This window comes from Celeribacter litoreus (assembly GCF_020165855.1).
GTDB classification, from domain to species: domain Bacteria; phylum Pseudomonadota; class Alphaproteobacteria; order Rhodobacterales; family Rhodobacteraceae; genus Celeribacter; species Celeribacter litoreus.
The window spans coordinates 60,077-80,787 of record NZ_JAIUFY010000012.1 but is presented as its reverse complement, the minus strand read 5'-3'; the positions used below and the strand labels follow the sequence as shown (position 1 = coordinate 80,787).

The 20,711-nt window shown below is 59.6% G+C and carries 17 protein-coding genes and 1 tRNA gene; 11 read left to right on the top strand and 7 right to left on the bottom strand.

Translation table 11 applies throughout. The annotated features are described in order from the left end of the window. Positions 1-257 precede the first annotated feature (257 nt). Together LA304_RS12055 and LA304_RS12050 are read right to left on the bottom strand one after the other, a co-directional pair. Positions 258-1,649 (bottom strand): hypothetical protein, encoded by a 1,392-nt coding sequence (locus LA304_RS12055; RefSeq protein WP_224503406.1) that lies wholly within the window; start codon positions 1,647-1,649, stop codon positions 258-260. Next, complete coding sequence (locus tag LA304_RS12050) at positions 1,552-2,136, bottom strand: hypothetical protein (protein ID WP_224503405.1); 585 nt, start codon at positions 2,134-2,136, stop codon at positions 1,552-1,554. The genes LA304_RS12055 and LA304_RS12050 overlap by 98 nt, the downstream gene beginning before the upstream one ends. Before the next feature lie 387 nt (positions 2,137-2,523). Between LA304_RS12050 and LA304_RS12045 the strand changes: the two genes are divergently transcribed. Continuing rightward, the gene (locus tag LA304_RS12045) at positions 2,524-3,540 is read left to right on the top strand and encodes a hypothetical protein (RefSeq protein ID WP_224503404.1); all 1,017 of its coding nucleotides are present in this window, start codon (positions 2,524-2,526) and stop codon (positions 3,538-3,540) included. Positions 3,541-3,675: 135 nt separating this feature from the next. Further along, positions 3,676-3,765 (top strand) — tRNA-Ser (locus LA304_RS12040). Between the two features lie 112 nt (positions 3,766-3,877). Here the strand turns inward: LA304_RS12040 and LA304_RS12035 are convergent. The 3 genes from LA304_RS12035 to LA304_RS12025 form a co-directional block, all read right to left on the bottom strand. Then, complete coding sequence (locus LA304_RS12035; protein WP_224503403.1) at positions 3,878-5,137, bottom strand: O-antigen ligase domain-containing protein; 1,260 nt, start codon at positions 5,135-5,137, stop codon at positions 3,878-3,880. Further along, positions 5,115-6,599 (bottom strand): GumC family protein, encoded by a 1,485-nt coding sequence (locus tag LA304_RS12030; RefSeq protein WP_224503402.1) that lies wholly within the window; start codon positions 6,597-6,599, stop codon positions 5,115-5,117. Before LA304_RS12030 ends, LA304_RS12035 begins: the two co-directional genes overlap by 23 nt. Before the next feature lie 108 nt (positions 6,600-6,707). Next, entirely contained in the window at positions 6,708-7,322 is a 615-nt protein-coding gene (locus LA304_RS12025) for a response regulator transcription factor (RefSeq protein WP_224503401.1), read from the bottom strand. Between the two features lie 282 nt (positions 7,323-7,604). Between LA304_RS12025 and LA304_RS12020 the strand changes: the two genes are divergently transcribed. The 3 genes from LA304_RS12020 (at position 7,605) to LA304_RS12010 (ending at position 12,108) form a co-directional block, all read left to right on the top strand. After that, positions 7,605-8,990, top strand: a complete 1,386-nt coding sequence (locus tag LA304_RS12020; protein ID WP_224503400.1) for an exopolysaccharide biosynthesis polyprenyl glycosylphosphotransferase — start codon at positions 7,605-7,607, stop codon at positions 8,988-8,990. Between the two features lie 131 nt (positions 8,991-9,121). Then, positions 9,122-9,643, top strand: a complete 522-nt coding sequence (locus LA304_RS12015) for a molybdopterin-dependent oxidoreductase (RefSeq protein ID WP_224503399.1) — start codon at positions 9,122-9,124, stop codon at positions 9,641-9,643. Beyond that, entirely contained in the window at positions 9,640-12,108 is a 2,469-nt protein-coding gene (locus tag LA304_RS12010) for a hybrid sensor histidine kinase/response regulator (RefSeq protein WP_224503398.1), read from the top strand. Before LA304_RS12015 ends, LA304_RS12010 begins: the two co-directional genes overlap by 4 nt. 23 nt (positions 12,109-12,131) lie before the next feature. Here LA304_RS12010 and LA304_RS12005 read toward each other — a convergent pair whose 3' ends face one another. Then, positions 12,132-13,295: a polysaccharide biosynthesis/export family protein gene (locus LA304_RS12005; RefSeq protein WP_224503397.1), complete on the bottom strand. Its 1,164-nt coding sequence runs from the start codon at positions 13,293-13,295 to the stop codon at positions 12,132-12,134. A gap of 250 nt (positions 13,296-13,545) precedes the next feature. Between LA304_RS12005 and LA304_RS12000 the strand changes: the two genes are divergently transcribed. From LA304_RS12000 to LA304_RS11985, 4 genes are read left to right on the top strand one after another with little or no spacing between them, the layout of a single operon-like run. After that, entirely contained in the window at positions 13,546-14,799 is a 1,254-nt protein-coding gene (locus LA304_RS12000; protein ID WP_224503396.1) for an oligosaccharide flippase family protein, read from the top strand. Next, on the top strand, positions 14,790-15,713 hold the full coding sequence (locus LA304_RS11995) for a glycosyltransferase family 2 protein (protein ID WP_224503395.1): 924 nt from the start codon (positions 14,790-14,792) through the stop codon (positions 15,711-15,713). Before LA304_RS12000 ends, LA304_RS11995 begins: the two co-directional genes overlap by 10 nt. Before the next feature lie 12 nt (positions 15,714-15,725). Continuing rightward, positions 15,726-16,712, top strand: a complete 987-nt coding sequence (locus tag LA304_RS11990; RefSeq protein WP_224503394.1) for a glycosyltransferase family 2 protein — start codon at positions 15,726-15,728, stop codon at positions 16,710-16,712. A 33-nt stretch (positions 16,713-16,745) separates the two neighbouring features. Beyond that, positions 16,746-17,750, top strand: a complete 1,005-nt coding sequence (locus LA304_RS11985) for a glycosyltransferase (RefSeq protein WP_224503393.1) — start codon at positions 16,746-16,748, stop codon at positions 17,748-17,750. 72 nt (positions 17,751-17,822) lie between these two features. Here LA304_RS11985 and LA304_RS11980 read toward each other — a convergent pair whose 3' ends face one another. After that, on the bottom strand, positions 17,823-18,596 hold the full coding sequence (locus LA304_RS11980; protein ID WP_224503392.1) for a LamB/YcsF family protein: 774 nt from the start codon (positions 18,594-18,596) through the stop codon (positions 17,823-17,825). A 115-nt stretch (positions 18,597-18,711) separates the two neighbouring features. Between LA304_RS11980 and pxpB the strand changes: the two genes are divergently transcribed. Together pxpB and LA304_RS11970 are read left to right on the top strand one after the other, a co-directional pair. Further along, positions 18,712-19,470 (top strand): 5-oxoprolinase subunit PxpB, encoded by a 759-nt coding sequence (gene pxpB / locus LA304_RS11975; protein ID WP_224503391.1) that lies wholly within the window; start codon positions 18,712-18,714, stop codon positions 19,468-19,470. Beyond that, entirely contained in the window at positions 19,467-20,531 is a 1,065-nt protein-coding gene (locus tag LA304_RS11970; RefSeq protein ID WP_224503390.1) for a 5-oxoprolinase subunit C family protein, read from the top strand. Before pxpB ends, LA304_RS11970 begins: the two co-directional genes overlap by 4 nt. The last annotated feature ends 180 nt before the right edge of the window (positions 20,532-20,711 follow it).

Genomic DNA, 20,711 nt, shown 5'->3' with positions numbered 1-20,711 from the left:
CGCCGGTGAAGGGGGTTCTAAGGCGAGTGCCCAAGACCCGCAAGCGCTTTTTAAAAGAAAATAACAAAAATCAATAAAATAACACGTAACATGCTGATTATATTAGATTTAAATCATCGCGCCGACATCGAAAAACTTGCCTTCGCCGCTCCGCAGAAACAGGAAGCCTGTGAATCGGCCCTATATCCCGCGAGAATCCACGAAGAATTCGTCAGGAGTCGTTTGTCCGGACCTGAATCAGGGTGTTTTAGATTCCTTCAGGAGAGTCGGAACGCTACACCACCGAGTCCCGATTTCTCATCAAAGAGAGAAAGACGCTCTGCGCTCGGATAGGTGCTCGCGACATAGTTGAAGATTTCCCAGGAATCTGTCGCGAGCCAATATCCCGCCGCGAGGGCCTCATCTATGAGAGCCCAGTCGATCTCCTGCCCACGACCGGGGCGGGCAACCAGAACATCGGCGCGTCGAAACAGTTCATAACCACCGGTCGCGTTCTCGCTGTACAGAAGGGTCTTCGCTGGTAAGCCGTCGAAATGTTCCGCGAGCTGTTCAAACCAAAGTCGTGTCACGGCCGTCTGCGCCATGTCGATCCGAAAGGTCGAGTATGCAGACAGCGCTGCCGCGAAGGTTACAAAGAGCAGAGTGAGCTTCTTAAGCGTCTCATGTCGCGAGGCCAGAAACAGCAATGCCGATATCAGTCCAAAACCGAAGAGCCAGTTCGGCCAGATGTACTGTAGCAGGAAACGAGTTCGTTCTGCGGCGTAGCTATCGGCGATGTAAAAGGCGAGGAACGCCGCGAGAGCCGCTCCCAACCATCCTGTCATCTGCTCTCGCTCGCGCTCGCGCTCGATAAGTGTGCGGACTCCGAATGCAGCAAGGAAAGACACGAAAGGTAGGAGTACGAGGAAGTAACGCAAGGAGTTCGATTTGCCGCCGTGCCACTCCTGCATTGCGAAGGGAAGCGCATAGATCAGACAAATAGATGTCACCAAGGCGACACCTTTATAGTCCCGCCGGCCATAGACGAAAGCGAACGGGATTAGAAACAGCCACGGCATGCTCTGCACCAATGCCTTCTTGTGCACCCCGTAATAAGTGACCACTCCCCCACCATGATCCATGGTGCCGATGGCCTCTCCGATTCCATCAAGCGCTCTTAGATCGAACCCCAAAACATAGATGCCGTGCAGAACATGCCCAACGAACTGGGTCATTGGTTCATAGAAGAGAGCCGCCCCGACAGCGCACACGGCGGCACCGATTGCGAAAGGTCGCCGTGCAGACTTCCAATGCCGTATCAAGATCAGGACTGCAAAGAGGACAAGGAAGTTGAGGACAAGCATAACATAGGTACTCGCCGAGTCGCCGCGACCTGCGGTGTCTTCGCGCCCGTAGCTGAAGGGGAGCATTGTACCGAACTTGTACCAGTTCAAACCAGAACTCAGCAGAACGCCCGGCAGCATTCCCAAGAGCGCGAGTCCGATCAACTGGTAGGGTCGCTTGGCAAAGCAGATGATCCACACCGCGAGGCCGGGCAGAACGAAGATGACATCAACGCGGATGTTTAACGCGATACCAAAGGCGAGCCCCCCGCCCAGCGCCCAAATCGCAAATGATCTGCCCTGCCCCTTCAGCACGCACGGCCGCATATATCGCGACCATGGTAAAAAAGACGGCCAGGCTATGTGGCCAGATGCCGCCAGCGTAATCCGTGAGGAAACTTCCGAAGACCAACAGACCAGCAGCCCATCGCGCAATGGCTCTCTCCGCAAACACAGAGGCGAGTGCATATGTCAGAGCAACCACCCCAACGGCCGCAATGGCGTTCAGGATGAAAAGCCCCCGTATCCCCGCAAGCGCCCAAAACGGATAGCCAAGATACGTGTAACCACTCGGGTACTGCTGCGAGAGGCCAGAAGGGCCACCGGTCATAAACCAGTTTTGAAGCGCCTCACTCCCGAACTCTTTATACCCGTTCTCGATAAAGAGGCTACCGTCCTGATCCATAGCGGAAAATCCCGCATAAAGAACCATCTCATCTACGGTATAGACTGAGGACGGTGCGAGGATAGCGAGGAGCGACCAGAAAACGAGGAGCGCCAATAAGGCGAACAGGAACGGCCTGTCTTTGTACATCGCATCCAATTTTTGACTGCTTTCTTCTCTGACGCACGTCACCATCTTCGGTTCAGCGAACGACGGGCTTAGTGACGTTTGCCGCCACCTTGCCGACCAGAGAAAGAGGCAGGCAACCTCGCGTTCGAGACAGACGCGAGATTGCGACGCTGCTGCGGCGTTTAAGCCTCACCTCTCAAAAGCTTCATCTATATATGTGAGTTGTTTTCACCAGCCCCTCATCCTAGGGTCCCTGCACTCGCTCTTTCACCCCGCACCGTTTTGAAAATACGATGGCAGCCGGAACCAAGCCTTACGACGTCTGGAAACTGAGCGCCTTCGGGATATTGTTCGCCGGGGCGCTCCAACAAATTCGCTTCCTGATCGAATCTTGGCAAATCGGCGGGCATGAATGGCTACAGGAAGATTGGCTCATCTCTCTCGCCGCTGGCCCGATCCGGCGAGGCGCGTTCGGAGAAATCCTCCTTTGGTTCGCGGACACATTCACGCTCTCTCCTCTCTCTTGTCATCGGGCTGCAGGCAGTGCTCCTTTTGACGATCTTCGGCGGTTTCGCCCGTCTCATCTATCTCCAACGGGATAGCACCCTTGTCCTAGTGATCTTCACCCCTGGGATATTCGCAATCCTTTGGTCCATCGACCCGATCTCAAGCCTGAGAAAGGAAATGATCGGTCTTGCGATCCTGATCTGGCTCGCCCTCCCCGGCGGCTCGCTTCAGCGCATCATAATCTCTGGCGCACTCATGCTGCTTGGGGGGATCGCGCAAGAAATCAACATCCTGATGATTCCAGCGTGGATCATTGCTCTTTGGCTCTTCCAGCCAACGAGCCTGAGCCATCCCGTTGCGAAAAGTATGATTGCCGTGGTGCTGGTCGCAGGCGCCGCGGAAGCTGTCTACGCACTCAAGTACTCGAGCCTCGCGGATGCGAGCCCGATTTGCGCCGCACTCATGGAAAAAGGTCTCTCCGGAACCCCTCTTTGCAGCGGTGCGATCGCATGGCTGTCTAACCCGGAAAACGGGCCCGAGACAGTTCTCTCCGCGCTCGAGCGCAGTTGGACGGCTTGGCTGTTGCCTGGCGCATGGCTCGTCGCTATCGCTCCAATCTTACGCCTCCTTCAAACACAGACATCGGCCCGTAGAAAGACAGGTTGGCTCCTGTTGGTCGCCGCGACGCCAATCGTGCTGCTTTACCCCGTCGGGCTCGACTGGGGGCGCTGGTTCGCAGTGCAAGTCACAATCACTGCTACGCTCCTGCTTGGGCTCGGCGTGCGTGGGCAACTCTCTGAGACACACGCAATCTCCAGACGAGAAAAAACCCTATGGCTCATCAGTTGCCTTCTGTGGGGGTTCATGCACGATCCAATCTTGACCAATCAGGGCCTCCTTATGACGATCGCCGGATAACCCAAAGAACCGCGACGTTCTCTTAAAACGACTCGTTTTGGCGGCTTTTCCATTCCGATCGCCTCGTTGATAATTTTTATCGCGCAATGGATTTTCACCTTGTTTCCCCGCGTCACCGCCATTACACGGGTCGACGGAGACGTGGCCGAGTGGTCGAAGGCGCTCCCCTGCTAAGGGAGTAGGCGGGAAACTGTCTCGAGGGTTCGAATCCCTTCGTCTCCGCCACCCACCCCTTTCTTTCTGATAGAAATATCCCATTCGCATCGGTCCTCGATTGGGCCGCAGCTCTGTTGTTGCTGGCGCATGGAAGTGTTGGTAAAATCCGCCTTTGGGTTCCCTACTGCGCGGTTTTCAACTCTCGGGCGTGAATGCCGAGCATCAAAAGCGCCGGCCAGAGCAGATAGGCTTCGATCTCGATGTTTTCACCAAAAGTCAGGAGCACAATCACCATGCTTAGCCCCAACGGCAAACGCCCACGTGGGCCGCGGGCGGCGTCTTGCATAGCGAGGGCGATTTGCCAGAGGAGCGGCACGAGAAAGGCAAAAAAGCCGACGAGGCCTTTGACGAAGAGCAAGCCGAACCAAGTGTGGTGAGAGCCGATGGGCATGTATTCGACGATATGCGCTCCCGGCGCCACGCGGCCATGTCCGAACCAGACGGCCTCTTCCTGCCATCTCTCATAGGCGATGCGTTGGAGCGTGGCGCGCACCCGCGTACTGTCGGCGCGGGCGCCCTTGAACGCTGCTACACCGTTCCCGAGGGTGCGAGCGAGCCATTGTCCTGTCACAGCGAGTGAAGCGACCAACGCCGCCAAGCCCGCCCATGCCCAGCTCCGCAAGACCAGTGGCATCATGCGCGGACCGATGGTGCACGCGACAAGCCCAACGAGCCCCATACGCGATTTCGACGCGAGGATCATGATCACGCCTGCGGCAAAACCCGCGGCGCGCCACCCTCTGTGTTTCTCCTCCAAGGCGAAGAGAACCGTGCAGACGCCGAGCAGTGCGGCGAACGGCGACCACGGGGCGAAGAACTGCCAGCGCGGGGTCCATGAGGCGGGGTCGAATGTGAAGAAATAAACAGAGAAATACTCCGGCCCCGGCCCGCCAACGGCCTTGAGCGGAGAGGTCCAAATACGTTCCGGCAAGCCGATATATGGCGCAACAAGGAGCACAGGCGTGATGCAGACGGTCCAGAGGCCCAGCTTGCATTGCGCGCGAATGAGTATCTCTCGCCGCAGGGGCAGCACCGCCCCCGCGAGCGGAAACAGCGCCATTAAAGCCCAACCTTTCGCCCAACCGATGCTCGATTTAATTGTCTGTTTCAGCCCCATCTGCCAATTGAGGTGCCCCATCCAGAGCGCGACGAGCATCACAATCATGGCAACGCCCCAGACGATCACGACCGGCGGCGGCGCGCCCGTCGCGCGCAGGTCCTCGCGGATGGCGGGGCCGAGATAGAGCGAGAGGCATGCCAGCCCCGCGAGGCTCCATGCGAGCACAGGCCCTACCACATAGAGGGCACCAACCGCATAGAGCGGCCATGTCCAGACGAGGGTGGACCAGACGATCCGTTCAGGTAGCGTTTGCGGTGTCATCGTCGCCTCTTCGGACCAGGATGGTGATGACGGCATTGCGAACCCAGCCCATGACGAGGGCCACCATCAACAGGAAACTTCCCGCGATCCCAGCAGCGATAGAGAGCTTTTTGCTCGGAGAAGATGGTGCATCGGGCAGGGTCGGGTCTTCGAGCACCTGCACGAGCGGGTAGGAGGCGTAAATATCTGTGCGTTGTGACTGGGTACGTGCGATGGCTGAGGCAAACACGGCTTCGGCCACGTCGAAATCCCGTTGGAGGTCTTCGAGCCGCGCGGCATGCGGGGCGAGATTGGCCAGCCGCGCACGCTCGGTGCTCAGCTGCGCCTCAAGTGCTCGCAATTCGGTTGCGAGGCCTTTCTCCTCTGTCTCCTTGCGCACTAACTCGGACAAAAGCACGCCGCGCCCGCCGTCGACGGATTGCTCCATGGGAACGTCTGCACCGATGAGATCCTGAGCCCGCGCCTGTAGTCGTTCCTCCGCAAGACTGCGCGCGGATTTCGCGGTTTGAACGATCGGGTGGCTCGGGCCGTAGCTGGCTTGCGCCGTGGCAAGATCGGAGGTTGCCGTTGCGGTGGCCTGCAGCAACGCGACATAAATTTCATCGCTATTGAGTTTGAGGATATGCGCGGCGGTGCGGGAATCGACGCCAAGACGCCCTTCAAGTTCACGCACTGTGCTTTCGGTGCGGGCATGATCGGCACGCAAGGTCGATACTCGGGCTTCGAGCGCCTCCGCCTCTTTCAGATACCTCTGATATTGCTCGGAAGAATGAAGTCCCGAACTTTCGCGCAGAGCCGCGATGTCTTCGCGGGTGCGGGAAACAGACGCGCGATAGTCGTGAATCGCATCTAATCCGCCCGTTTGACGGGTGTCCTGTTCATCGAGACGCAGCCGGTCGATTTCGGCCATGAACGCCGCCAAAAGCGCGCGGGTGCGGTCACGCGCGGCCTCAGGGCTAGGTCCAGAGAGATTGACGTGAATGAAGGCCGTTTGGTCGACGAGTTGCACTTGTGGTCTGCCAAAAGCGTGGCGGTCGAGGTCCAGATGCCGAGCCGCCTCCATCACAATCCGATCAGCCGCGAGCAGGCGCTTGTAGGTTTCTGTGGGGCTGACCGAATTGTTGGCGAAGGCCGAGTTTGCGTGGGTAGACGCTTGGCCAATGTCGGCCAGATTGACGGAAGACGATGCGCCGGATCCCGGCAGGATCAGCGACATATAGCTGGTATAGCTCGGAGGGGTCGAACTCAGATAGAGCAGGATCGGGGCCCAGATACCTGCAAGACCTGCAAGGAACAGCAAGAGATACCGCGGCAGTCGCCCGAGATCCTGTAGAGACCCGCCGCGCAGCAATCGTCCGAACGAGGGCCAATGTCGCACGAGGCGGATCTGCAGGCGTCGAACGCGGTGCCTCTTGGGGGACGTAATGATGCGCTCAAATGGGATGTCAAAATTTAGGGCCACGGAAAATCTCCTTTGCCCTAATAGTATCGACGGATTGCCGCGCGGCCCCGTGCGCGTCAGGCCAATCACCTGACGCCTTTGCCTCCGCGCCTCTCCTTTCGGATAGGGTTAGAACAGACCGGCGTCGCGGGCGACAATCGCTGCCTGCGTGCGGTTGTTGACCTCAAGTTTGCGAAACAGAGTTTTCATATGCAGCTTGATCGTCGGCTCTGTGAGGTCGAGATCGCGGGCGATTTCCTTGTTCGACTTGCCCGCAGACAGACCTTCGAGCACCTGCATCTCGCGGGGCGTGAGCATGTCTTCCAAGGGGTGCGTCTCTGCCGTGTCCGTTGCGGTCATGAAGTCGATGGGCGCATATTGCTCTCCCATCGCCATAAAGCGGACGGCATTTGCGAGGGATTTTGCAGGCAGGGTTTTCGGCACGAATCCAGCGGCTCCGAGGGCAAGCGCCTCTTCCGCAATCTCTCTGGTCGCTTCGCCGGAGATAAGCGCAACCCGCTGCCCGTCACCCAATCCGATGGCGCGTTTCAGACCCTCGAGCCCCTGCATCCCCGGCATTTTGTAATCGAGAAGCACCAGATCATAGGGCGCATCCTGCGTCACCCGTTCAATCGCCTCATCGAGGCTCGCGGCACTGCCAAGCTCGATCCCGCCCTCGGCGGACAGAAAGGCGATCAGCGTATCGCGCAACAGGTCGTGGTCATCGGCAATCAAAACGCGCATCAAAATATTCCTTTACTCATACAGGCCGCAATGCACCCCAGAGGATAGTTTAAGGACGTAGATAAAATAACTCACCAACAATTGCGTGTAGCCGTCCTATCCCAACGGGTAGGCAAAGGACCCTCCGGACGAGTCAAAGGACCGGTTGCGTCCGGCATCACGCCTGTTCGGAGCATAGCACGATCCTCTGCGCTGTGTGCATCTCCCTTCGCGAAATTGCGATTTAGTCGCGGGATTTGGACCCTGAGAGACAGAAAACGTCTCTTACAAGGTCTTACACTCATGACACAGCATCACACATTTTTCGACGGTCCGCATGAGCCCGTCAGAATTGCCGCCTCTCTTCCCACCACGTCCGTTCTTGGCCTGCCTCTAGTGAACAGCACCAGCGAAGACGTGATCGAGCATCTGCTCGACGCGCCGTCGCAAACGGTCAATTTCCTCAACGCCCATTGCGCGAACATTAAGGCACGCGATCGCAGCTATGCGAGTGCTCTGGCACGATCCAGCTATGTGCTGCCGGACGGGATCGGCGTGGAACTCGCGGCGAGGATGACGGGGGATCATTTCGTGGAGAACCTCAACGGCACCGATTTCACCCCTGCGCTCCTACGCATCGCTGCAGAACGCGGTTTGTCAGTTTTTCTGTTCGGGGCAAGCCCCGGCACGGCGGAGCGGGCGGCGCAGAAGCTTGAGGCGGATATTTCGGGTCTGCGCATTGTCGGCGCGCGGGACGGATATGAGGGTGCGCAATGTCCGGAAGCCGCAATTGCCCATATCAACGCGTCCGAGGCCGATATCCTGCTCGTCGCGATGGGGGTGCCGAGGCAGGAGCTCTGGATCGACCGCCACCGCACCGAGATCAATGCCCGTCTGGTGATGGGCGTGGGTGCTCTGTTCGACTTTCTGGCGGGGAACGTGGCCCGCGCGCCTCTGGCGGTGCGGAAGGCAAAACTCGAATGGGCATGGCGGCTGATGCAAGAGCCGCGCCGTCTCGCAAAACGCTATCTGATCGGAAATGCGAGCTTTCTCATGCGGGCTGGGTTTCACGCCATGCGGCAAGTGCGCCCCGATGCGCTCCATAAACGCCTTCTCGACCTCGCGCTGAGCGGCATTCTCGTCGCCACGCTGGCCCCTTTCATGTTGATCGTTGCCGCACTCATCCGGTTCGAGAGCAAAGGTCCTGCGTTGTTCAAACAGGAGCGCGTCGGGCGCAACGGGCGACACTTCACGATCTACAAGTTCCGCAGCATGTATCAGGATGCCGAAGACCGCCTTGCCGCGATCCGCGCGCAATCGGATCGTGAGGGGATTTGTTTCAAAGCCCGACAGGATCCGCGCGTAACACGGATGGGCCGTTTCCTGCGCCGGACGTCTCTCGATGAACTGCCGCAGATTTTCAACGTCTTGCTGGGGCATATGTCGCTCGTCGGTCCGCGCCCTGCCCTCCCCCGCGAGGTCGAACAATACCCCGCCGCAGCAAAGGAGCGCCTGAATGCTCGGCCCGGCATCACTGGGCTTTGGCAGGTGTCCGGACGCGCAGACATCAGTTTCGACAAAATGGTCGATATGGATGTGGCCTATGTGCGCTCGCGCAGTGTGGTGCTTGATATCTTTATCCTCGCCATGACTGTGCGGGCGGTGATCAGCGGGCGGGGCGCGTATTGACGCGCCTCCCTGCCGTGGCTTTAATCCTATCCGAAAGGATAGGTGCGAAAGCCCGATGCGCTGTAGGTGGTCCGCCTGAATATGTGCCAACGTCTCAGGCAACAGAATTTGAGTACATCAGGAGAGACACCATGTTCCCCCCTCGCATTTTCCGCCTCGCAGTTTGCGCCCTCGTCGCCCTCACCCTGAGCCCTGTCACCGCCTCTGCCGATATGTTGGAGGCACCAACAGGCGAGGTCATCCTGACAGTGTCGGGTGAGATCGGGGCGAGCAACATCGGGGATACAGCCCAGTTCGATCTCGCCATGTTGCAGGCAATGCCCGCTATGGAAATCACCACGGAAACCATCTGGACCCCGAGCACGCATGTCTTCACAGGCGTTCCCTTGCGCGACTTCCTCGATCAGATCGGGGTTGAGGGCAGCATGCTCGAAGCGCAGGCGATCAATGACTATACGGTTGAAATCCCCGTCAGCGATGCGACGCCGCAGGGGCCGATCATTGCCTACTCCATGGACGGAGCCCCGATGTCGCGGCGGGACAAAGGACCGCTCTGGATCATCTACCCCTATTCCTCCGGGCCGGAGTATCAGACAGAGTTGATCTACACCCGTAGCATTTGGCAGCTGGATCGGTTGACCGTCGTAGAATGAGCCCGTTTTTTCCGAACCGTAGCACATCGAACCGGGGGCGCATTGCGCTCTCGGTTTTGGCGTTGGCGGCGCTTGTGCTGTTGGGGGTGCTGGTCTCCGACGTCGTGCGGGAGTTCCGATGGCTGCGCACCGCGAACTCCGACAATACACATTGGACGCTCAGTCAGGCAGAGGTCGAATTCCTCGAATATCGCGAGGCCATTGTGGCCGCCATGCAACCGGACGCAGGCCCCGCCGAATTGAACCGTGTCGTGATTGAATTCGACGTGTTCTATAGCCGCATGAGGACACTCGGGAATGGCAAGCTCTTTGCCGAGTTGCGTGAACTGCCGACCTTCTCGGAGCCGATCACAGAAATTCAGGCGCATCTGGATACGATCATCCCAATCATAGACGGCCCGCGAACTGAGCTCGCTGCCGCGTTGCCCTCGTTGCTCGAAGACAGCGACGGGCTGCGCCTGATGATCCGGCGCGCGGCCACCGAAGGGCTGCAATATTTCGCAGAGCAGGCGGAAGCAAGCCGCACTTCTGTCGGCAATACTCTCCTGCGTCTCGCTGCGTTGACGGTGGCGATGTTTCTCGCCCTCATCGCGGCCATGTGGCGTCTGCACCGCGCGAGCCTTCAGACCGAAAACAGGGGTCGCCAGCTCGCCGACGCCTATGCGCGGCTGAATACCATTTTGGAAACCTCGCTCGATGCAGTGATCGTAACGGATCTGACCGGTCGCATTCTGACTTTTAACGAGGCGGCCGAACGTATCTTCCAATATGATCATGACGCGGTGATCGGTGAGAACCTCGCTGACATCATCATTCCGGACCACTTCCGTGAGGCCCACAATGCGGGGATGAAGCGCTTTAGCGACGGAGGCGAGATGAAGGTCGTGGGCCATGGTCGTGTGCGCCTAGAGGCCAAGCGCCGGAATGGAGAGGTCTTTCCCGTCGAGCTTGCCCTGCAAAAAGGTCAAGTGGCAGGTAGTGACGTGATCGTTGGGTTCCTCCGCGACATTTCGCGGCTGGTGGCCTCCGAGAACGCCCTCGTCGAGGCCCGCGACAAAGCACTCGCAGGCGAAAAGGCGAAGGCCGAATTCCTCGCCATGATGACCCACGAAATCAGGACGCCGCTGAACGGTCTTTTGGGCAACCTGTCCCTGATCAAGCAGACCGATCTCGGCCCACGACAGCAGAACTATCTGCGCAATATGGAGATTTCCGGCGACCTTCTGATGCGCCATGTCGATGCGGTGCTCGATGTGGCGCGCTTTGAGGCGACAGGGATACAGCCGCAGGAGGAGGTGATCCACCTCGGACAACTGCTACAGGATATCGTGGACTCACAGGCGAGCGCCGCCACCGCGCGCGGCAATCGCATCCGGTGGGAGTGGTCGGGTCCGTCGGTGAGTTGGGCGCGTCTCGACGGGGCGCGGGTGCGGCAGGTTCTACTCAACCTCGTCGGCAATGCGATCAAGTTCACCCGCAACGGTCAGATACTCATTGAGGCGGAGGTTTCTGAAGCGGAGGACACCCTGCTGGAAGTCCGCGTCATCGACACCGGCATGGGGATCGCCGAAGACCAGAAAAGCCTCGTGTTTGAAGACTTCCACACAATCAACGACACTGACGCCGACATCAGTGGCACCGGCCTCGGCCTCGGCATCGCGCGACGGTTTGTCGAGGCGCTGGGTGGCGAGATCGGGCTGGAGAGCGTCCAAGGGGAAGGCAGCACCTTCTGGCTACGCATCCCGATCGAGCCGACCGACGCGCCGGATGCGGCGGCTCAAAGCGATTTGCCCGAGCCGAGCGCGCCGCAAACCATCCTTCTCGTGGAGGACAACGACATCAACTTCGAACTCGCGCGGGAAATGCTCCAAAGCCTCGGTCATCATGTGACCGCCGCCCGCAATGGTGCCGAAGCCGTGGCCGAAGCCGCGCGCGGCCCGTTCGATATCATCCTCATGGATATCAGGATGCCTGTGATGGATGGTCTACAGGCCACAAAGCTCATTCGCCAAGGCGACGGTCCAAACCGTGCCACACCGATCATTGCCGTTTCCGCGAATGTCTTGCCCGAGGCGCGGGAGCGGTTCCTTGCGTCCGGCATGTCGGGCTTTTTGCCCAAGCCGCTCGACAGCGCCTCTCTCGTGCGGTTGATCGCGACGCATGGGAGTGGCGCAGTCTCTGCTGATACCCTTCCAGCGGCCGAGCCGAGAGGGCTGTCCGACCTTGAGACACGTTATATCGCTGAGGTCGAAGAGTTTCTGTCAGACGTCGACACTATGCCGCTGCCGCAAGTCGCAGAGATCGCGCATCGTCTCGCCGGAAGTGCCGCCGCCTTTGGTCACAAAAAGCTGCGCGCTGCGCTCGTCTCGGTGGAGATTGCCGCCGATGAGGGGGAGGCAGAGGGCTGTCACCTCGCTCTGGACGAAGTGAAGGCCCTCTGGAACGACAGACCCGCCGCGTCGTAAACTGCGGCGGGCGTTCTCTCAGATCAGGGAACAACCCCGACTACAGCACCAAACACACGCCCGATCTCGGCAATGTTGGTAACGCCGCTGTCGTAACAGGCAATGGAGTCGCCGGGCAGAAGATAGGGGTCGTAATCGTCGCGGTCGGCGCGGCGGAGTTGGTCCTCAATCTGACGCTCGATCACGGTGGAAACACCGGTCACGGGGTCGCGTGTGAACAATACGGCAGAACGATTGGCGCTGCTGGCGCGGGCGCCACCGACGCAGTTCGTATTGACGACCGCTTGCATGAACCGCGTGCCATAAGGCACCTCGCGCACCTCCCGCCCGATGGCGGACGGCGCGTTGCCCGTCGCCGGTTGGGTCAGGTTCGACAAAAAGAGCGCGATGCCCGGCGGGCTGATCGGGCTCGGACGCATCAGGTCGTCCTGAAAACACTGGCGCGAGGGCACAATGATCTCGTCACCCGCGAGCAGGACAATATCGACGGCATGACGCCCCTCGAATACTCCGCTCAGATCGAGCACATACCGCATACCTGCACGGTGGAGTTCGATCCGCGTCAGATCGGCGTCGGGGCGCACGCCACCTGCCGCTCGCAAAGCTGTGGAGAGGTTACGCGCCTCGGTCGAGGCCCCCATCGCGCGTTGTCGCGCCGGATCTAGGTCAGAACCACCGCGACGGCCCACTTCGACGGCATGCGGTTCGAACACCGCGCCGGACACGGCGACATTGACGCTCGCCATATCGCGCAGGCGGACGGAAATGAGGGGGGCGGAGTCGTAAAAGCCACCGGAGCGCAGGAGGTCGACGAGGTCTCTTTCTATATCCTCGGTGCGACGCCCCTGCGCCTGCACGGGGGGCAGATAGGGGAGTTTCAGAAACCCGTCGCGAGAGATCACATAATCGCCGCCAAAGGTTTCGTCGTCGCTCACGCGGACATCCAGCAGGTCGTCGCGGGACAGTCGCTCTCCGCTCAAATTCAGCGGCAGGATCGCGCTGCCTTTGCCCTGCTCAGAGAGATCCGCGAAACTGTCAACACAGCGCTCCATATTCATCCGTGGCGACACGAGATAGGTCTTATCGCCGCTCCTACGCGGCGGGTCGCGATATTGCGCCTGATAGCCGCGACCAACCTCGACGGGGGCAATGTTGCTCGGGGTCGGAGCGGGGCTGCATCCGGCCAAAAGGGCTGCGCAAATACTAGCGGAATAAACAAAAGAACGGGACACGGGGCAGTTCCACCTGAGTAATTAGAGGGACGCATCTACCCTATCATTGAGGCCAAATCCCTGTCGCATCCGCAGCCGGATGGCCCCGCTATCCCGACGGATAGGGGACGGCGGAAAGGAGGGTCAGCGTCCTCCCTTCGCGTCCGCGACAAGCTCTCCGCCAGCCCTTTAAGTTTGAGAGAACTTCAAAGGGAGCCCGTGTCCGGTGTCGAAACTCAACAACACATCCACCCGCCTGTTTGGCCATCTCATGGCCTATGGCGCGTCAGAGGCGGCGACGAAACTGTCGCGTCTCGGCGTGGTTGTGGTCGTCGCGCGGAGCCTCGATCTCGCGGAGGTGGGCATTGCGGCGGCGGCGCTTGCGACGGGGGATCTGCTGAAATCCCTGACCGAAAACGGTGTGACGCAACGCATTGTCGTCGCTTCCGACGATGACCTTGATGCCGTCTGTCATCGGGCACATCAACTGAATTGGCTCTGGTGCGGCGGGCTTTTCGCCCTCCAAGCCGTGCTCGCAGCTGCACTTTGGCTGGGGTTCGGCAAGACGTTTCTGGCGCTGATGATCCTAATCCTCGGGGCCGAATATCTCTTTATGCCCGGTGGCTTGGTGCAGTGCGGCCTCGCGCTTCGTCAGGGGAAACTCAGCCGGACCGCCGCGATTGCGGGGACGCAATCTGTCTCTGCCAATGTTCTGTCGATGGTTTTGGCGGTCCTCTGGCCCACGCCGCTCGCGCTCGTCCTGCCGCGCCTGCTCACCGCGCCGATCTGGCTCGTGATGATGCGCCGCCTCGCGCCGTGGCGTCGCCGTGCCGCAGCAGCGCGCGCACCTATTGCCTCGTTCCTGCGCTATGGCGGGCCGGTTCTCGGCACCGAAGTGATCCGCACAATGCGGCTTCATGCCGACAAACTTCTCGTTGGCGCCTTGCTCGGACCGGAGCTGTTGGGGGCCTATTTCATGGCGTTCAATGCGGGCCTGAGCCTCGCAAGTTCTTTTTCGACCGCTTTCGCGGCTGTCCTGTTCCCGCACCTTTGTGCGAGCGAGGATCGTGGCGGGGCCTTGGGGCAGGGGATGCGACTTTCGCTCGGGCTGATCACGCCCGTTGTGATCCTGCAATCTCTGTTGGCGCCTTGGTATGTTCCGCTTTTGCTTGGTCCCCAGCATAATGCACTCGCGGAACCTGTCGCCATCCTCTGCCTCGTTGCCATCCCCTCCATGCTCTGGACCGCGACCGCCGGTTGGATGCGCGCCACACAGGCCACGCTGCGCGAATTGCGTGGGACGCTGGTCGTGACCTTCGCACTGTTGGCCAGCACGCTGATCTGCGCGCCATACGGCCTCTCGGCCCTCGCTTGGGGATATCTCGCCACGGCGACGCTCACCATGCTCGCGCTCTCCACTCCGGCGCTGAAGCACGCTTTTCCACAAACATTCAAAACGGAGCCCGCACAATGCCTCTGATCTCTGTCGTTATTCCTGTTTTCAACGCGGCTCACACCCTGACCGACACCATTCGCTCGGTCCAAGCACAAAGCTTTACCGATTGGGAAATCATCCTCGTCGATGACGGCTCGACCGATGGTAGTTTCGACATCGCGCAGAGCCTGGCCGCCCGAGACCCTCGCCTGCGAGTTCACCGCAATCCGCGAAAAGGACCGAGTGCAGCGCGCAATCATGGTGCGCTCACCCTCGCTCGGGGGGAGATCGTAAGTTTCTGTGATGCGGACGATCTCTGGACACCGCGAAAGCTCGCGGATGTCGCGGAAGCCCTCGACGTCGGGTCTGTCGATGCCATTTTCGGACGCGTCGGGTTCTTTGCGACTGATCCTTCGCGGCCGACAAGCGTCTCGTCCGTCGACGAAGGGCACATCTCTCTGCAGATGCTCTTGGGAGAGAACCCCGTTTGTACGCTATCAAATCTGTCGCTGAAACGCGGTTTGTTCTGCCGTCTCGGCGGGTTCCGTGAGGATATGAAGCATAATGAGGATCTCGAATTTCTGGTCCAGCTTCTTGGCAATCGCGCTGTGCTGCGGGGGCTTGATCTCGACCATGTGCGCTATCGTCTCAGCCCTTCGGGTCTTTCGGCCGATCTGGATGCCATGCGCGAGAGCCGCAACGAGGTTCTTCAGGCCGCCGCCTGTTACGGCGTGGAGACGACTGAAACAGCGGAAGCGCAGTATCTGCGCTATCTCACGCGCCGTGCCATGCGGCTTGGTGTGGAACCGAGCCGCGTGCAGGCCTTCGTGCGTGAGGGGCTGCGCACGAAGGCAACGGCCTTTTGCGTGCCATTGCGTCGAGGCGCCACCACTGCCTTGGGCAGCCTGATTTATCCGTTTTTGTCCTGCGGCCAGCGCCGTTTTCTGTTCTCTCGTTAAAGGAGCGTTATCATGCCTTATGCTTCAATCATTGTGCCTGCGTTCAACTCGGTTGAGACGCTCCCTCAGACACTCCTATCTCTCCGGTCCCAGACCTTTCGTGATTTTGAAATCATCGTCGTGAATGACGGATCGACGGATGATACTGCACGCGTCGCGGCTGAGGCTGCGAAGCTGGATCACCGCATTCGTCTCGTGGAACAGGGAAATCGCGGGCTCGCTGGGGCGCGCAATTCTGGGATTGCTGCAGCGTCTGGTGTGGTTGTCGGCCTGTGCGATGCCGACGATCTCTGGATGCCTGAAAAGCTCGCCGCGCACGTGGGGCACCTCGCTGTCGCGCCGCATGTCGGTTTGAGCTACACGGGGTCTGCATTAATCAATTATGCCGGTCAGCGCATCGGCCACGCACAGCGTCCCAAACTCTATGGGGTCACGGCAAGCCATGTGTTCAAACGCAATCCGATTGGCAATGGCTCTGCGCCTGTCTTCCGGCGTGCCGCACTTGAGGCGCTGGCTTATCGTCCGCACGGCGAAACCGAACGCGATTGGGTGTTCGACGAAACCTTTCGCCAATCCGAAGACATCGAGTGCTGGTTGCGCCTTTGCCTCACGACCGACTGGAGCCTCGAAGGCGTGCCGGGCCTTTTGACGGAATACAGGCTGAGCGCTGGCGGCCTGTCGGCGCGCACGGATGCGCAACTGGCGGCGTGGGAGCGCATGGTGAGCAAACTCCGTCCGACTGCGCCAGACTTTTTCGCGCGCCATGAAAACGCCGCCCGTGCCTATCAGCTTCGCTACCTTGCACGCCGGGCTGTTACGGGCGGCGATGGAGCGGCGGCGATGGACTATCTGCGGCGCGCGCTTCGCCTGTCGAAAACACCGTTGTTTGAGGAGCCCCTCCGGACACTGACAACGGTGGCTGCGGCCGTAACCGTCGAACATCTGGGCCGCGACCCGATGCAACTCTTGTCCTATCTGCGTCCACGCGCAGGCAGCTGATCCCTAAAAACATTTTAATCACAGGAGCATTCCATGACTGCCAAGCTTCGAATTATTCACCTTGTCGACGACACCACCCCTGGTGGGCTGATGCGCGTCATTGATCTCATGACCAACTCTCCCGAGCTCACACAAATGGCGCAGCAGATGGTCCGTATCGTCGGGCGCGGCGAAGCTCTGCCGCAGTGCGACGCCGATGTGGTGATCTCGCATCTCACAATCAACTGGCGTAGCCTGCCGCGTCTCATCGCATTTCGCGCCCGCCATAGTGGTGTGCAACTCTATCATGTCGAACACAGCTACACTGAGGGCTTCACGGCCCACAACGTCCCCTTCAAAGCGCGCTTTTTCACCCTCCTCCGCACAGCCTATGCGCTATTCGACCGCGTGATCGCGGTAAGCTCGGCTCAGGCGGACTGGCTGCGCCGGCGGGGTTTGGTGCGATCCACGAGGCTCACAGTGATCCGATCACGCGTTTCACTTGATCCGTTCTTCGATCTGCCTGCGCCTGAAGGGCCTGTTCGTGTGCTCGGCGCCATCGGCCGACTTGATCGGCAGAAAGGGTTCGATGTTCTGATCAAAGCCTTTCGAACTCTGCCCGATCCTGACCTGCGTCTTCACGTCTATGGCTCCGGGTCGGAAGAGACCGCTCTCAAGGCTCTCGCGCACGGTGACACGCGTATCAGGTTTTTCGGTTACGTCAGTGATCCCGTCGAAGCGATGGCCGCGGTCGATCTCGTGGTGATGCCATCGCGGTGGGAGAGCTTCGGTCTCGTGGCCCTTGAAGCACGCGCGGCGCGGCGCCCCTTGTTGTATGCAGATGTTGACGGCTTGCACGAAAGCGGAGCTGGGGCGGCATTTGTGAAAGGCCACGATCCGGAGGTCTGGGCACTCGCTCTGGAAAACCAGATTTACGGGAAGGCGCGGTGTGTTCCCGCGAGCCCTAAACAACAAGATATCGGGCTGGATTGGAGCACCCTGCTTCAGTCACTGACGCTGGACAAGGGCCGCCCTGGACTTCAGCAAAGCGCGGCCTAAGCTATTCAGTGGGGCGCCGGTGCGAATGCGACTTCCGCTCGCGATGAGGATTTATACAAAACCGATGCGGGATTACGGCCGCGATGCAAATGGAGCAATGGTGACACCATTCTGCTCCAGAGCATCCCGCAGAGAGGCCGCAATTTGCGGGGCACCCATAGTATCACCATGAATACAGAGTGTCGCAGGATCAACGGGAAGAAACTGCCCTCCCGTCGTCGGGATTCGCTTGTTGACGACCATCTCGAGCACTTGATCCGTGCTTTGAGCGATCTCGTGGATCACTGCGCCCGGCTGATTGCGGGGCGTGAGCTGGCCAGCATCTGTATAGCTGCGATCGGCGTAAATTTCACAAGCGACCTTCAGCCCGAGTTTTTCGGCGGCGGTGTAAGACTCTGAGTAAGGCAAAGAGACATAGATCAACGATGGATCAACCGCAGCAACTGCACGCGCACATACCACCGCGAGGTCAGCGTCTGCGGCCGCCATGTTCGCAAGCGCGCCGTGAGTTTTTACATGCGTGATCGGATGCCCTTCCACAGCGGCCATACCCTGGATCGCAGCAATCTGGTAAATGAGCTGGGCTTCGAGATCCTCGGGGCGCTCTCCGGAAATACGTCTGCGCCCGAAACCATAGAGATCCATGAAGGACGGGTGCGCACCTATTGCGACGCCCGCCTCCTTCGCGAGTTGAATTGTGCGACGCATCACCACCGGATCACCGGCATGAAACCCGCAAGCCACATTGGCAGACGTCACCAAGTCGAGCATCGCGGCATCATCGCCGACCGTGTAGGCACCGAAGCTCTCCCCCATGTCACAATTCAGATCCAAGGTGATCGTCATTGGCTCCCTCCCCGCATTCAGGCATATTGTTGATCTTTGATGCCAAATTAGCTGTGCTAATTGCTTGATTGCATGGGTATACAGAAAAGACACGCAACGCCAATGAGGTTTCTGAATGAATGCTTGCGAGCAGCCAACCGTTGACGGAACCGCGAGCAGCCCCCTCTTTCTGACCTTGGGCGATTCTGCTCTCTGCGTGCAGTTCGGTGAAATGATTGATCCTGTTGCAAACCGTCGGGTCATTGCATTGGCGCAAAACCTTTTGGATCGCCCGATCGACGGGGTGCTCGAAACTGTGCCGACCTACCGCTCGCTGCTCGTCACGTACGATCCGACGCAAGTGCGCGGCGCTCTGCTCGAAGGTCTGCTGTCAGAGCGTATCACGACACTCGGCGCACAGGAGGATGTCTCACGACATTGGCGTGTGCCCGTCGTTTATGGCGGCAAAGTAGGAATGGATCTTGAGGCGCTCGCAGCAGAAAAAGAGATGACACCGGACGCTTTGGTCGAGTTGCATTCGAGCGCGGAATACCGCGTCTATATGATCGGCTTCGCACCGGGATTTGCCTATCTCGGCGGCCTCCCCGAAGCGCTTCACACGCCGCGCCTTCCGAAACCGAGACACCTGATCCCTGCGGGCGCCGTGGGGATCGGTGGGCAACAAGGGAGCATCAATTCCGTCGCGGGCCCATCCGGATGGCGCTATGTCGGGTGGACGCCGTGGCGGACTTTTGATCCCGCGAGTGCGAATCCAGTGCTATTTGCTGCCGGTGATCGCCTGCGGTTTGTGCCCGTTAGCGCAGAGCGCGGAAATGAAATTGCCGCCGCGATCGGCGCAGGAGAATTATCACCGCAGCCGGAGGGCGCGCAGTGACCTTGGAAATTCTAAGTGCTGGCCCGGTGCTCACTGTGCAAGACCACGGAAGGCGAGGCCTAAAACATTTAGGCGTGCCCGCAGCTGGCGCGATGGATCGCCCCTCGATGGACCTTGCGAACGCTCTTTGCAGCAATCCGCCAACCGCGGCTGCGCTTGAGTTCGCCGCTGTTGGCGGACAGTTTCGCGCCGGTCGTGATTTGTGCTTTGCTGTGACCGGTGGAGACTGCGAAATCCGCATTGATGACCGTGTTGTCCCCGTGGGCCAGAGCCACAAAGTTGAGGCCGGTGAGATCATCAAAATTGGAGCCCTCGGGAACGCCATTTGGGGATACATAGCAATTTCGGGCGGAATAGAGGTTCCCGAGGTGCTTGGATCACGGGCCACGCATCTTCGCTTTGGCTTGGGCGGGCTGGAAGGCCGTGCACTGCGCGCGGGGGATGTGCTCCCGCTGGGGGCCGAGAAAGAAAAACCCATTTGCCTCCGGCCACGGACACCTGCCACGCGTCTCACCCCAATCGCAGCTGATAGACCGATCCGTCTCGTCCTCGGTCCACAGGATGACTACTTCGCGCCAGACGTGATCGCATTGCTCGAAAACGCGCCCTTCCGCGTCACCTCTCAACGGGATCGCATGGGGACGGTTCTAGATGGACCAGCACTCGCTGCGGTGCGCGGACATGACATTGTATCGGACGGGATCGTACCGGGAGCAATTCAGGTGGCTGCATCCGGCCAACCGATGATCCTGATGGCGGACGCACAGACCACAGGCGGCTATCCGAAAATCGCGACGGTCATCACGGCTGACCTGCCCCGACTCGCTCAATTTCCGACCGGTTCAGAGGTCCACTTCGAGATCATCTCGCGGGACGACGCAGAAAACATTCAGATCAAAGACAAAGAGCGCCAGGAAGAGATTCTGAACGCGCTGGTTCCTGCGACTGGCGCGTTGCTCACATCCGAGTTCCTACTGTCGTGCAATCTCGTGGGTGATGTCGCCCATCCGGAAGCCGTCATGGGAAGAGATCACGAAGCGCCCAGCAAATCGCGGAAATGATCGCCCTGCCGGATCCTCATCCCGGCGCGGCGCCCTGCCTTTCATGTCACCAAGAAGCCGCAGCACTGTCACATGCCCTTGATGTTTCGTTTCTAGAACACCCGCGTCATCGAGACTGCATTGAGGACCTACCAATGACAGAGATTCGGCCCTTGGCTTTTGTGATCGGGTGCTTGTTCG

What these genes read in the sequence shown, in the direction of transcription:
- LA304_RS12055 (WP_224503406.1), bottom strand. Translation starts at nt 1,649, where the DNA reads ATGCGGCCGTGCGTGCTGAAGGGGCAGGGCAGATCATTTGCGATTTGG.
- LA304_RS12050 (WP_224503405.1), bottom strand. Translation starts at nt 2,136, where the DNA reads ATGTACAAAGACAGGCCGTTCCTGTTCGCCTTATTGGCGCTCCTCGTT.
- LA304_RS12045 (WP_224503404.1), top strand. Translation starts at nt 2,524, where the DNA reads ATGAATGGCTACAGGAAGATTGGCTCATCTCTCTCGCCGCTGGCCCGA.
- LA304_RS12035 (WP_224503403.1), bottom strand. Translation starts at nt 5,137, where the DNA reads ATGACACCGCAAACGCTACCTGAACGGATCGTCTGGTCCACCCTCGTC.
- LA304_RS12025 (WP_224503401.1), bottom strand. Translation starts at nt 7,322, where the DNA reads ATGCGCGTTTTGATTGCCGATGACCACGACCTGTTGCGCGATACGCTG.
- LA304_RS12020 (WP_224503400.1), top strand. Translation starts at nt 7,605, where the DNA reads ATGACACAGCATCACACATTTTTCGACGGTCCGCATGAGCCCGTCAGA.
- LA304_RS12015 (WP_224503399.1), top strand. Translation starts at nt 9,122, where the DNA reads ATGTTCCCCCCTCGCATTTTCCGCCTCGCAGTTTGCGCCCTCGTCGCC.
- LA304_RS12010 (WP_224503398.1), top strand. Translation starts at nt 9,640, where the DNA reads ATGAGCCCGTTTTTTCCGAACCGTAGCACATCGAACCGGGGGCGCATT.
- LA304_RS11995 (WP_224503395.1), top strand. Translation starts at nt 14,790, where the DNA reads ATGCCTCTGATCTCTGTCGTTATTCCTGTTTTCAACGCGGCTCACACC.
- LA304_RS11990 (WP_224503394.1), top strand. Translation starts at nt 15,726, where the DNA reads ATGCCTTATGCTTCAATCATTGTGCCTGCGTTCAACTCGGTTGAGACG.
- LA304_RS11985 (WP_224503393.1), top strand. Translation starts at nt 16,746, where the DNA reads ATGACTGCCAAGCTTCGAATTATTCACCTTGTCGACGACACCACCCCT.
- LA304_RS11980 (WP_224503392.1), bottom strand. Translation starts at nt 18,596, where the DNA reads ATGACGATCACCTTGGATCTGAATTGTGACATGGGGGAGAGCTTCGGT.
- pxpB (WP_224503391.1), top strand. Translation starts at nt 18,712, where the DNA reads ATGAATGCTTGCGAGCAGCCAACCGTTGACGGAACCGCGAGCAGCCCC.